We start from the raw sequence: 12137 nt of genomic DNA, 5'->3' as shown, positions 1-12137 counted from the left end.
CGGTCGGCTGCGGCGCAAAAGCGCAATGGATCGGGAGCGCCGCCCGATAGCCGGCGGCGCATCGATCTGGCTTCGATCGATGCGCCAGCGATGATGCTTTTCGCGGATCGCGATGTCGTAGGACTTGTTGTCGGCGGTTCTCCAGAACCGCGCCATGCCCGTGAAGTTGCCGCGCCGAACGTCATCGCCCACCGGGCTCGGGCCGTCGAACAAGCCGGAAATGAGCAGTTCGAAACCATCACGGTCACTCAGACGCTTCGCGAGCCGACGAAATACTTCCTCGCCGAGGACGACCTCGGGCAGGACGAGGGCGTGGATCGGCCCACTTGGCGCTGCGGACCTTCGCATCGGTGAGCATTTCACGGTCTCCTGAGATACCTCGTTTTTCGACCGCTCGCACCTCGTTTTGAACCCTCCGATTCACCGGATTGGCACGGACGAGCATGGACGCACGAGGCCGAACCGATCTGCTAAGCGTCAGTTTTCAGAAGGAAAAAGTCGATCCCGGTGGTCCCTTGCGGACCCCTATGGAACAGGCTCTGGCGGAGAGGGTGGGATTCGAACCCACGTTACGGTTGCCCGTAAACCGCATTTCGAGTGCGGCGCATTCGACCACTCTGCCACCTCTCCGCGAGACATGCTTGCGGGCCATGTCAGGGCGCCGCAGGGTCGTGAGGCGCGGCCATTAGCGGCACTCCTCGCGCTTGCCAAGTAGGCTTGCGCTTGTGTCATACGATTGAGGCCCTAGATATGAACCATGGACAACAGCCCCGACGTCGCAGGCCCTGCCCGCATCGTGCCGGATGCGCTGCTCGCGGCGCCCAGGGTCGTGCACGCGCGTTTCTCGGTTGGGGACGTGGTGAAGCACCGGCTGCTCGATTTTCGCGGCGTGATCTTCGATGTCGATCCCGTCTTCGCGAACTCCGACGAATGGTATGAGGCGATTCCGGAAGGCATTCGCCCGCGCAAGGATCAGCCTTTCTATCATCTGCTCGCCGAAAATGCGGAATCCAGCTACGTCGCCTATGTCAGCCAGCAGAATCTGGTGGCGGACCGCAGCGAGGAGCCCGTCGAGCATCCCGCTCTCGACGGCCTGTTCGACGGCTTCGCCGACGGCCGCTACACGTTGCGGCGGGAGCATCGGCACTAGGCGGGAAAACCTGCCGGTCGCGCTTCCATGCATGATTGACAGACTCACCCGAATCCCTTAGGCGGCCGGTCTTTCCGCGCGGGGCCGTGGGGCTTCCGCTCCATTCCCGCGCGTCAGGTCCAGATTGAAGAGAGAGCCATGTTCGCTATCGTGCGCACGGGCGGCAAGCAGTATCGCGTCGCCGCCGGAGACAAGATTGTCGTCGAGAAGCTGGCCGGTGAGGCCGGCGACACCATCTCGCTGGGCGACATCCTGTTCGCCGGCGCGGACGGCGAAGCCCAGTCCACCGACGGCCTCTCGGTCTCGGCCAAGATCATCGCGCAGGCACGCGGCGAGAAGGTGATCGTCTTCAAGAAACGTCGCCGCCATAACTATCGCCGCCGCAACGGCCACCGCCAGTACCACACGATCCTCGAGATCCTGTCGGTCGGCGGCGCCGAGAAGAAGGCGACCAAGAAGGCCGCCGCCAAGAAGGACGAGGCTCCGGCCGCGTCCGCGGAAGCCTGAGCGCCAGGTAAGGAGTAAGAGCAATGGCACATAAGAAAGCAGGCGGCTCCTCGCGCAACGGTCGCGATTCGGCCGGCCGCCGTCTCGGCGTGAAGAAGTTCGGCGGTCAGGAAGTGATCGGCGGCAACATCATCATCCGCCAGCGCGGCACCAAGGTGTATCCGGGCGTGAACGTCGGCATCGGCAAAGATCATACGCTGTTCGCGACCGCAGACGGCCGCGTGCGCTTCCATGACGGCAAGCTCGGCCGCAAGTACGTATCGGTCGACGCCATGGCGGAAGCCGCCGAGTAACATCGGACGATTCTCATGGGATCGTCCTAAGGGGCGATCCCGGGTTCCGCGCTCAGCGGAGCCGTCAGGGAGACGGGTCGCCCCGGCTCCCTTTTTTGTTTCTCCCTGAAAATATTCTGTCGTTCGCCGGTAACTTATCGCCGCTATCGGCGTTTCGGCGGGCGTGGGAGAGGCATAGAGAATACCACCATGTTTGCACGGACCGAACGGCTGCTGCTGCGGCCGGGTTGGGGCGAGGACGCCCCAGCCCTTTTCAATGCGATCGCCGACGAGGCGATCATCGACAAGCTGCCCGGCACGTCGTGGCCCTATCGCGAGTCGGACGCGGAAGCGTTCCTGCTGCGTGATCGCGGCCAGGAGGATCTGCCCGAGTTGCTGATCTACGCCCGCACGCGCGGCGCGCCCAAGCTGGTCGGCGGCATCGCGCTGCGCGAAACCGGCGACGACGAGACCGCCGAGCTCGATTACTGGATCGCGCGCCCCTGCTGGGGCCTGGGCTTCGCCACCGAGGCGGGCCAGGCGGTGGTCGGCATGGCGAAGGACGGGCTGCGGATGAAGCTGCGTTCCGGTCACTTCCCGGACAACCCCGCCTCGGGCCGGGTGCTGGAGAAGCTCGGCTTCCGCCCGACCGGCGAGACCGAGAAGCGCTGGAGCGCGGTGCGCGGCCAGGAGGTCGATTGCGTCATGTACGAGCATCGGCCGAGCTGAGACACGCGACGGGGTGGCGCCCTTGGCCGAATCCGGCTAAGGGCGCGCCTTTCGTGACGAGTCTGCTTTGCCCTCCCGGCGTTCCGGGGCGCGCGCCCTCGTCCAGACGGACCGGCTAGCCCCATGCATTTTCTCGACCAGGCCAAGATCTTCATCCGTTCCGGTGCCGGCGGCCCCGGCGCGGTCAGCTTCCGCCGCGAGAAGTTCATCGAATATGGCGGGCCGGACGGCGGCAACGGCGGCAAGGGCGGCGACATCATCTTCGAGGCGGTGCAGGGCCTGAACACGCTGATCGACTTCCGCTACACCCAGCATTTCCGCGCGCCGCGCGGCAAGGGCGGATCGGGCTCGAACCGCACCGGGCCGGGCGGCGACGATCTCGTCATTCGCGTGCCGGTCGGCACCCAGCTGATCTCGGACGAGGATCGCGAGACGGTGCTCGCCGATTTCGTCGAGCCCGGCCAGCAACAGGTGTTCCTGCGCGGCGGCGACGGCGGGCGAGGCAATGCCAGCTACAAGACCTCGACCAACCGTGCCCCACGCCAGCACGGCCCGGGCTGGCCGGGCGACGAGATGTGGGTGTGGCTGCGCCTGAAGCTGCTGGCCGATGCAGGTCTCGTCGGCCTGCCCAACGCCGGCAAGTCCACCTTCATCAACGGCGTGAGCAACGCCAAGGCGAAGGTCGGCGACTACCCCTTCACCACCACGCGCCCGCAACTCGGCGTCGTCAGTCATCGCGACCGCGAGTTCGTGGTGGCGGACATCCCCGGCCTGATCGAGGGCGCGGCGGACGGCGCCGGCATCGGCGACCGCTTCCTCGGCCACATCGAGCGCTGCCGGGTGCTGCTGCATCTGGTGGACGCGACCGGTGACGATCCGATCGAGGCCTACCGCATCGTCCGCGAGGAACTGATCGCCTACGGCAATGGGCTGGAGGACAAGCCCGAGGTGCTGGCGCTCAACAAGATCGACGCGATCGACGCCAAGACGAAGACCAAGCTGCTCAAGGCCTTGAAGAAGGAAAGCGGCGTCGAACCCTTCCTGCTCTCCGGCGCGACCGGCGAGGGCCTGCCGGCGGTGCTCGATGCGCTGGTCGAGGCGATCGGCCCGGCCGGCCCGTCGCCCGAGAGCGTCCAGACGAGCGAAGCGGACGAAGAGACACCCTGGTCCCCATTGTGACATCGGCGGCAAGCGCTTAAGCGGGCGCTTCCTTTTCTCCTGTTTCGCCGGTTCCTGCCCCGCCCGATGACTCGCGCCGATCGTTTCGCCCCCGCCGCCTGCCCGACGCTGGTCGTGAAGATCGGTTCGGCGCTGCTCGTCACGCCCGACGGGCATGTCCGGCGCGACTGGCTGGCGGGCGTGGTCGCGAACCTCGCCGAGCGGCACGCCGCAGGCCAGAAGATCATCGTCGTCTCCTCCGGCGCGATCGCGCTGGGTGCACGGCGGCTCGGCCTGCCGGGCGGCGGGCGCGCCAGCCTGGAGGATGCGCAGGCGGCCGCCGCGACCGGCCAGATCGCGCTCTCGCATTGCTGGGCGGAACTGCTCGGCAGCCACGATCTCACCGCCGCGCAGATGCTGCTGACCCTCGACGATCTCGAGGATCGCCGCCGCTACCTCAACGCGTCGGCCACCTTCGGGCGACTGCTGGCGCTGGGCGTGGTGCCGGTGGTCAACGAGAACGACACGGTGGCGACCGAAGAGATCCGCTTCGGCGACAACGACCGCCTCGCCGCGCGGGTGGCGCAGGCGGCGGGCGCGCATGGCGTGATCCTGCTGTCGGACGTCGACGGCCTCTACACCGCCAATCCGCAGCGCGACCCGTCCGCGACGCTGATCGAGGAGGTGCCGAGCCTCGACGCCTCGGTGATGGCGATGGCCGATACCGGTTCCGCCTCGGGCATGGGATCGGGGGGCATGGTCGCGAAGTTGCTCGCCGCGAAGATCGCGCACGCCGGCGGCGCGCACCTCGCGATCGTCGGCGGCAAGCAGGACGATCCGCTGGGTGCCTTCGCCCGCACCCATCGCGGCACCGTCTTCCCCGCCCCCGCCCGCTCCGGCGCGCGCAAGGGCTGGCTCAAGGGCCGCCTGACCGCCAAGGGCCGCATTGTCGTCGATGCCGGCGCAGCGAAGGCGCTGACGGGCGGCGCGAGCCTGCTTCCGGCCGGCGCAACCGGCGTCGAGGGCGGCTTCCGGCGCGGCGACGTGATCGATATCGTCGCAGATGGCCACGCCATCGCCCGAGGCCTTTCCGAATACGATGCCGAAGAAGCCGCGCTGATCGCCGGCAAGCGATCGGGCGATCTCGCCGCCGTGCTCGGCCACGCGCCGCGCGCCGTGCTCGTGCACCGCGATCACATGGTGCTGCTGTGAGGAACCGCCACCGCACCCTCGCCATCACCGGCGGCACCGGCTTCGTCGGCCGCCACCTGATCGACACGGCACTGGCGCAGGGCCATCTCGTCCGCGCGCTCACCCGCAAGCCCTGCCCGCCGCGCGACGGCGTACAGTGGATCTATGGATCGATGGAGAAGCCGCTCGCGCTTTCTCAGCTCGTCGCGGGCGCAGATGCGGTGATCCACGTCGCCGGCGTCGTCAGTGCGCCCGACAGGGAAGGTTTCGCGATCGGCAATGTCGACGGCACGCTGGCGGTGGTGAACGCCGCCCGCGCCGCCGGCGTCCGCCGCTTCATCCACGTCTCCTCGCTCGCCGCGCGCGAGCCGAAGCTCAGCAACTACGGCTGGTCCAAGGCGCGGGCCGAGATCATCGTCGCGGCCTCCGCGCTCGACTGGACGATCGTGCGCCCGCCCGCCGTCTTCGGCCCCGGCGACCGGGAGATGCTGGAGCTGTTCCGCGCTGCCGCCAAGGGCCTCGTCCCCCATCCGCCGGGCGGCCGCATGTCGGTAATCGCAGCGCAGGATCTCGTCCGCTTGCTGCTGGCCGTACTGCCCGACGACGACGGGAGCCAAGCCGCCATCTACGAGCCCGACGACGGCCGGCCCGGCGGCTGGACCCATGGCGAGTTCGCGCAGGCGATCGGCATGGCGGTCGGCCGCCGCGTGCGGGCGCAGCCCGTCCCCGGCTGGGCGATGCGCGCGGGCGTGAAGGTCGACGCGATGCTGCGCGGGCCGAATGCCAAGCTCACCGAAGACCGAGTGCGCTACTTCCTCCACGAAGACTGGGTGGCGAACCCCGAATATCGCCCCCCCGCCCACCTCTGGCGCGCCCAGCTCGCCACGCTCGACGGCCTCGCCATCGCAGCGGAAAGCTATCGGGAAGAGGGATTGCTCAAGTAAGCCCGGGCGTCACACCATCGCCCCATCCACGCCGCAATCGCTTGGCAGGCCGCGCCCACGCCATTAAGGACATCGCCCCATGACAACGCGCGACGAGACCTTCGCCAAGGTCAAGGAACTGATCGATCCCTTCAACAAGAAGGGCGTCGCTCTCACCGAGGCCACCCGCTTCGCCCAGGATCTCGAATGGGACAGCCTGACCGTGATGGATTTCGTCGCGGCGATCGAGGACGAGTTCGACATCATCATCACGATGAACATGCAGGCCGAGATCGAGACGGTCGGCCAGCTGATCGACGCGGTCGAAAAGCTTCGGGACAAGGCATGACCGACGCCGGCACCATCCCCGAGGACAAGCCGGTCGACGCGCTGACCGGCGCCCACACGGCAGATCTCCTTTCCAAGTTCGATCCGCTGATCGCCGAGCGCGAAGCGCTGCTCGCCACCGGCGTGCGAGACCCGTTCGCGATCGTGATGGAAAAGGTGCTCTCGCCCACCGAGGCGATCATCAACGGCAAGCCGACCATCCTGCTCGGCACCTACAATTACATGGGCATGACCTTCGATCCCGACGTGGTCGAGGCCGGGCGCCAGGCGCTGACCGATTTCGGATCGGGCACCACGGGCAGCCGTGTGCTCAACGGCACCTACTCGCCCCACAAGGATGTCGAGGAGGCGCTGAAGGAGTTTTACGGCACCTCGTCGGCGATGGTGTTCTCGACCGGTTACCAGGCCAATCTCGGCATCATCTCCACGCTCGCCGGCAAGGGCGACTACATCATCCTCGATGCCGACAGCCACGCATCGATCTACGACGGCTGCTGGCTGGGCAATGCCGAGATCGTCCGCTTCCGCCACAACAGCGTCGAGGATCTCGACAAGCGCCTCGGCCGCCTGCCCAAGGAGGCCGGCAAGCTGGTGGTGCTGGAAGGCGTCTATTCGATGTTCGGCGACATCGCCCCGCTGCCCGAAATGGTCGCAGTGGCGAAGAAGCACGGCGCCATGATCCTGTGCGACGAGGCCCACGGCATGGGCTTCTTCGGCGAGCATGGCCGCGGCGTGTACGAGCAGCTCGGCTGCGAGGACGATATCGACTTCGTGGTCGGCACCTTCTCGAAGTCGGTCGGCACGGTGGGCGGCTTCTGCGTGTCCAACCACCCGAAGTTCGAGGTGCTGCGGCTGGTCTGTCGCCCCTACGTCTTCACCGCATCGCTGCCGCCGAGCGTCGTGGCGACGGCCGCTACCTCGATCCGCAAGCTGATGCACGCGGGGAACAAGCGCGGCAAGCTGTGGGACAACAGCCGTCGGCTCCACAAGGGCCTGAAGGATCTCGGCTTCAAGCTGGGCACCGAGGATGCTCAGTCGGCGATCATCGCCGTCATCCTGCCCGATCAGGAGCAGGCGGTCGGCATGTGGCAGTCGCTACTGGATCTCGGCCTCTACGTGAACATGGCGCGGCCGCCGGCGACGCCCGCCGGCACCTTCCTGCTGCGCTGCTCGCTCTGCGCCGAGCATCGCGACGAGCAGGTGGCGGAGATCATCGAGATGTTTGCGAAGGCGGGCCGACACGTGGGCTGCATTCCGAGCTGATCGTTACGCTTTCTCATCCTTTGTTACTGTTTCGGTAACCAGTTTCGGCATAGAATCGGCAACCATGAGCATGGGGGCCGACCCGACCGAACAGGAGCGCGCCGCGCGCCGCTGGCTGTCGCCGCTGAACCTCGGCGTGTTGATCGGCGCGCTGGTCGCGGCCTCCGTCGTCGTGCTGCTGATCGTGCAGGCGTCGGCCGCCAACCGTCAGCGCGATCGCGCGCTGGAGCTGGAGCGGCACAGCTATGACGTGATGCTGGTGACGCGCACCGTCGGCACCTCGATGGCCAAGGCGGAAGCCTCGCTGGGGAGGTTCGCCACCAGCGCCGATCGCGGCATGGGCACCAGCTACTACAACGCCTGGACGGACGCCGGCGCACAGATCACCCAGCTCGAAAGCCTCGTCGGCAAGGACCCGACAGAGGTGCAGCTCGTCCACCAGCTGCGCGACCTCTATAATGCGCGCGGAGAGGAACTCGGGCTGACCGCGCAGCGCGCCTACTACAAACAAGGCTGGCCGGCGCTGCTGCTGTTCAACAATGCCGGACATTCCAAGCTGATCGGCCAGATCGACAAGACGCTGACCGCCATCCAGGATCATGAGAGCGACAAGCTCCAGAACCGCTTCGATCAGTCGGACGCGGCGGCCAGCGAATCCAACCATGTCGTGAAACTGCTGTCGCTGACCGGCCTGTTGTTGGTTGCGGGCGGGATCGTGCTGGCCTGGCTGGCCTGGCTGGCGCTGATCACCCGGCGCAGCGCCCAGCGCGAGACCGAGGAAGCCGAATATCGCAACGTCTGGCTTGAGCAGGCGGTGGCCGAGCGGACCCGCGAGCTTTCCGAATCCAACGCCATGCTCAACCGCGAGATGGCCGAGCGCGAGGCGGCGGAGGCGCGGCTCAGGCAGATGCAGAAGATGGAGGCGGTCGGCCAGCTCACCGGCGGCATCGCGCACGATTTCAACAACATGCTGGCTGTCGTCGTCGGCGGCCTCGATCTCGCGCGCCGCCGCCTGCAGGTCGAGGCGGACGAGGTCGGCCGCCATATCGACAACGCCATGGAAGGCGCCAACCGCGCCGCGGCGCTGACCCGCCGCCTGCTCGGCTTCGCACGCGCCGAGCCGCTGCTGCCCGAGGCGATAGATCCCGCCAAGCTGATCGACGGCATGTCCGACCTGATCGACCGTACCCTCGGCGAGCGGGTGATGGTGGCGACCCGGCTCTCGCCCGGTGCGTGGCCGATCTGGGTCGACCCGCTGCAGCTGGAAAACGCCATCCTCAACCTTGCCGTCAATGCGCGCGATGCGATGAACGGCGCGGGACGTCTGGAGATCGCGGTCGACAACGTCACCCTGGCGGAGGGCGAGGTCGGCGAGGCCAAGGCCGGCGACCATGTCCGCGTTGCCGTCACCGATACCGGCTGCGGGATGTCGCCCGAAGTGCTGGAGCGTGTGTTCGAGCCGTTTTTCACCACCAAGGAGGTCGGCAAGGGCACCGGCCTCGGCATGAGCCAGATATTCGGTTTCGTCCGCCAGTCGGGGGGCGACATCGCGATCCGCTCGGCGCCGGGCGAAGGCACCACCGTGTCGCTCTACCTGCCGCGCGGAACGAAGAGCGCACCGTCCGATACCATCAATATCGCGCCTCCGCAGCTGCGCCAGGTGCCGTCCGATCCGGTTCCGGCGGCGCTCACCGGCGAGCCGGTGCTGATCGTCGAGGACGATCCACGCGTCCGGATCGCCACGACCTCGGCGATCACCGAGCTGGGCTACCGTCCCCTCGCTTGCGCGAGCGGCGAAGAGGCGCTGGCGCTGCTCGAGGGCCATGACGACATCCATCTGATGATCACCGACGTGGTGATGCCGGGCATGACCGGCCCTGAGCTCGGCGCTCAGGTCCGCCAGCGCTTCCCGCACGTCGGCATCCTTTACGTGACTGGCTATGCCGGCGAGGCGGGCGAAGGCGGCGAACTGGAGGGCGAGGCGGTGCTGCGCAAGCCGTTTACCGTCTCCGCGCTGGAACGCGCCGTGACCGATGCGCTGCACCGTGCGAGGCCGGCGCACGCAGCGTAATTCCCCCTCCCTCCAAGGGTGGGGAGAAGCTCACCGCACCGCGCCCTTCGCCAGCAGCCTCGGCAGCAGCGTGATCGCGCCGAGGATCGGCCAGCGGCGTTGCCAGGGTCTGATCGTTATCTGCGTGCCGGCATGGCGATTGATCTTCCAGGCGAGATAATCGATCCCGCCCGCGAAGGTCGCGCTTGCCTTGAGCAGGCGGAGCACCACCGTCCGCTTGCCGCGCCGCTGCATCCGCCGCCAAGCCGTCCGCGAACCGGCGCGAGTCCCCTCGGTATTTGGCACAACCGAAAGACCGACTATCGCGCGGGCCGCTCCGCCGAAGCGGCGATAGCGTTCGGGGTCCGCATCGACGATCGCGCCCGGCCGGGCCGCCCGCTCGGCGCGCAGCTCGGCGCCGTATGTCAGCACGAAACCGGCGCGCCAGACGTCCAGCGGGTCGCGATGCGCATTCGGGTCCATGGTCGGCTCGGTCAGCGCGATCAGGGCCGGTGCGGCGCGCGCGATGGATGCTATCGCCCTCTCTCGCGCCATTTCGTCCGCAGCCCATACGAGCCGGGACGGCTGCGCGAAACGCGCCCAGACCGACGGATCGGGAGCCGACCTCGAACACAGCCGCGCGAAATCCGCCTCGCTCAGCACCGCATATTTGCAGGTCAGTCCGTCCGCCTCGAACGGGAAGACGTTGGGCGGGACCAGCCGATTGGCGGTCGCCAGCCAGCTTTCGCCGTAGGCCGCCCGATAGTCCGAGACGATCAGGTAGAAATCGAGCATCAGCCCATCGAGCTGCTTCTCGCGCAGGCAGGAGCCATAGAACAGCACCGCTCGCGCCGCACCGGGATAGCGCGCCGCCACCGCCGTCGCGAGGTTGATCGCGCGCTGGTCCACCGGCTCGGCCAGCTCGGCCGCGACGAGATCGTGCAGGCTCTCGGACATCGTCCCCGCCCTCAGGCGGCAAGGCTCAGGAAGGGCACGGGCGCGGTCGGCGTCAGCACGATCGGGAAGCCCGCCTTCGCCTCGAACAGCTCGCCGTCGAGGATCACGCTGGAGCGCTCACCCTCGATGCGGATCTCGTCGCCGCGCTCGATATGCACGCCCGCCATGCTCTGCCGGCCAAGCCGTCCGAAGATGCTGGCGATGGTGGCACCCACCAACGAGCCCGGCTTCTGCTCCACCATCATCAGCTGGAGCGCGCCGGACTTGTCGGTCTGCGCCTGTCGCCAGCCGAGCACCAGCTTGTGCAGCGTGGTGACGATCATCACCGCGAAGGTGCCGGTCAGCACGCCCTGCCTGAGCACCGACACCGACACCGGCCTGGGGCTCGGCGGCAGGAAGCGCGCACGGACGCCGAAGATCATCGTCACCAGCAGCGCCAGCGCGGTCAGCGCATGGCTGATCGAGTTGGGCAGGCCGAGCGGATAGATCTTGTTGCGGCAATAGAGCATCGAATCGGCCAGTCCCGCCCCGCCGAGGAACATGCCCAGCACCGGCCGGTCGTTCGCCTCGCCATGGCTGAGCGCGATCAGCTCGCGCGCCACGATGTGCGGCGCCATGTCGTCGCGCGCGATGTCGATGATGCGCTGGAGTGCGGCGAGCGGATCGCCCACCGCCCCCAAATCGAGTGCGATCAGGTTGGTCTTGCCGTTGGGCAGCACCGCCACCGGCGGCGGCGTCACGCCGAAATGCTCGCCATGATAGAGCTCGGTCAGCGTCGCCTGCACGGTGCCGTCGCCGCCGTTGAGGACGAGTATCTTCGGCCGCACCCGAGCGATGGTGCGCAGCGCGTCGCCGATCTGGTCGACGCTCTCCACCTCGTAATGGAAGACGTCGCGATGCTCGGCGCAGAAGGCGCGGATGCGGGGCAGCAGCGAGCGGTTGCCCGTCGAACGCGGATTCGACAGGAGCGCGACGCGGGCCATCAGCCCGCCGTCACGGGGGCGAAGGAACCGCCCTGCAGATAGTTGAGCACCACCGGCACGACGCGCACGCCATGCGGCACCTCCACCGCCACCTGCTCGGGCGACGGCTTCCGCTTGAACATCAGGTCGATGAGCGAGAGGTGCGGGTTGCCCGACATGCCGCCGCCGTCCGACCGGTCTGTCTTGCCCGAACCGTTGACGTCGTGGCGCACCGAGATCGCGTAACGCCCCGGCCCCGGCACCGGCACGCACACGTCGGCGGCCCCGGCCGAGGGCACCTGCACCTCGATGCGCTTCAGATAAGTGCCCTTGTCGAAATAGTGGCCGGGATCGCCACCGTAGGACTGCACGCGCAGCACGCCGGTGCGCTGCTTGAAGCCGGTGACGTGCACCAGCATCGCAGCACTTCCCGCCTGGCAGGCGTTGGCGAACGGGCCGATCGGCGCGGCATGCCCCACGGCCGGCAGCGCCGCCAACGCGCCAAGCGCGAGGGTCGCTGACAGGAACCGCTTTTTGGGCATGACCTTCCAACCTCCGGAAGCTATAGGCTCGTGCTTCAGGGTGTGCGGAATCATCGATCCCGCCATCCATCCACAGGTGCTAGAT

At 67.7% G+C, this 12137-nt stretch carries 14 protein-coding genes and 1 tRNA gene; 11 read left to right on the top strand and 4 right to left on the bottom strand.

Features of this window, described 5'->3' with window-relative positions; all coding sequences use genetic code 11:
* The first annotated feature begins 90 nt into the window (after window positions 1-90).
* Window positions 91-354, top strand: a complete 264-nt coding sequence (locus tag HZF05_RS05090) for a hypothetical protein (protein ID WP_160363296.1) — start codon at window positions 91-93, stop codon at window positions 352-354.
* Window positions 355-540: 186 nt separating this feature from the next.
* On the opposite strand, the gene HZF05_RS05085 is transcribed toward HZF05_RS05090, so the two are convergent.
* A tRNA-Ser gene (locus HZF05_RS05085) sits at window positions 541-630 on the bottom strand.
* A gap of 127 nt (window positions 631-757) precedes the next feature.
* On the opposite strand from HZF05_RS05085, the gene hspQ reads away from it, so the two are divergent.
* From hspQ to HZF05_RS05035, 10 genes are all read left to right on the top strand, one after another.
* Window positions 758-1150, top strand: coding sequence for a heat shock protein HspQ (hspQ, locus tag HZF05_RS05080; RefSeq protein WP_160363295.1), 393 nt, complete (start codon window positions 758-760; stop codon window positions 1148-1150).
* Window positions 1151-1288: 138 nt separating this feature from the next.
* Window positions 1289-1657 carry a 50S ribosomal protein L21 gene (rplU, locus tag HZF05_RS05075; RefSeq protein ID WP_160363294.1) on the top strand — a complete coding sequence of 123 codons (369 nt, stop codon included), beginning with the start codon at window positions 1289-1291 and terminating at the stop codon, window positions 1655-1657.
* Window positions 1658-1680: 23 nt separating this feature from the next.
* A complete protein-coding gene (gene rpmA / locus HZF05_RS05070) occupies window positions 1681-1950 on the top strand; it encodes a 50S ribosomal protein L27 (protein WP_160363293.1) in 270 nt (89 codons plus the stop codon).
* Between the two features lie 189 nt (window positions 1951-2139).
* Window positions 2140-2658 (top strand): GNAT family N-acetyltransferase, encoded by a 519-nt coding sequence (locus HZF05_RS05065; RefSeq protein ID WP_160363292.1) that lies wholly within the window; start codon window positions 2140-2142, stop codon window positions 2656-2658.
* Between the two features lie 123 nt (window positions 2659-2781).
* Complete coding sequence (gene obgE / locus HZF05_RS05060) at window positions 2782-3837, top strand: GTPase ObgE (RefSeq protein ID WP_160363291.1); 1056 nt, start codon at window positions 2782-2784, stop codon at window positions 3835-3837.
* Between the two features lie 66 nt (window positions 3838-3903).
* A complete protein-coding gene (gene proB / locus HZF05_RS05055; RefSeq protein ID WP_181638801.1) occupies window positions 3904-5028 on the top strand; it encodes a glutamate 5-kinase in 1125 nt (374 codons plus the stop codon).
* Window positions 5025-5951: an NAD-dependent epimerase/dehydratase family protein gene (locus tag HZF05_RS05050; protein WP_343046835.1), complete on the top strand. Its 927-nt coding sequence runs from the start codon at window positions 5025-5027 to the stop codon at window positions 5949-5951. Before proB ends, HZF05_RS05050 begins: the two co-directional genes overlap by 4 nt.
* A gap of 79 nt (window positions 5952-6030) precedes the next feature.
* Window positions 6031-6279 (top strand): acyl carrier protein, encoded by a 249-nt coding sequence (locus HZF05_RS05045; protein ID WP_160363290.1) that lies wholly within the window; start codon window positions 6031-6033, stop codon window positions 6277-6279.
* Complete coding sequence (spt, locus tag HZF05_RS05040) at window positions 6276-7541, top strand: serine palmitoyltransferase (RefSeq protein ID WP_246331595.1); 1266 nt, start codon at window positions 6276-6278, stop codon at window positions 7539-7541. Before HZF05_RS05045 ends, spt begins: the two co-directional genes overlap by 4 nt.
* A 64-nt stretch (window positions 7542-7605) precedes the next feature.
* A complete protein-coding gene (locus tag HZF05_RS05035; RefSeq protein WP_160363289.1) occupies window positions 7606-9612 on the top strand; it encodes an ATP-binding protein in 2007 nt (668 codons plus the stop codon).
* 30 nt (window positions 9613-9642) lie between these two features.
* Here the strand turns inward: HZF05_RS05035 and HZF05_RS05030 are convergent, their stop codons facing one another.
* From HZF05_RS05030 to HZF05_RS05020, 3 genes are read right to left on the bottom strand one after another with little or no spacing between them, the layout of a single operon-like run.
* Window positions 9643-10548 carry a hypothetical protein gene (locus HZF05_RS05030; RefSeq protein WP_160363288.1) on the bottom strand — a complete coding sequence of 302 codons (906 nt, stop codon included), beginning with the start codon at window positions 10546-10548 and terminating at the stop codon, window positions 9643-9645.
* Window positions 10549-10559: 11 nt separating this feature from the next.
* Window positions 10560-11531, bottom strand: a complete 972-nt coding sequence (locus tag HZF05_RS05025; protein ID WP_160363287.1) for a diacylglycerol/lipid kinase family protein — start codon at window positions 11529-11531, stop codon at window positions 10560-10562.
* Window positions 11531-12052 carry a DUF2141 domain-containing protein gene (locus HZF05_RS05020; RefSeq protein ID WP_160363286.1) on the bottom strand — a complete coding sequence of 174 codons (522 nt, stop codon included), beginning with the start codon at window positions 12050-12052 and terminating at the stop codon, window positions 11531-11533. Before HZF05_RS05020 ends, HZF05_RS05025 begins: the two co-directional genes overlap by 1 nt.
* Between the last annotated feature and the right edge of the window lie 85 nt (window positions 12053-12137).

It is taken from the genome of Sphingomonas chungangi, assembly GCF_013778325.1.
GTDB lineage: Bacteria > Pseudomonadota > Alphaproteobacteria > Sphingomonadales > Sphingomonadaceae > Solisphingomonas > Solisphingomonas chungangi.
The sequence above is the reverse complement of the archived record's forward strand: the minus strand, read 5'-3'. Positions and strand labels throughout refer to the sequence as shown.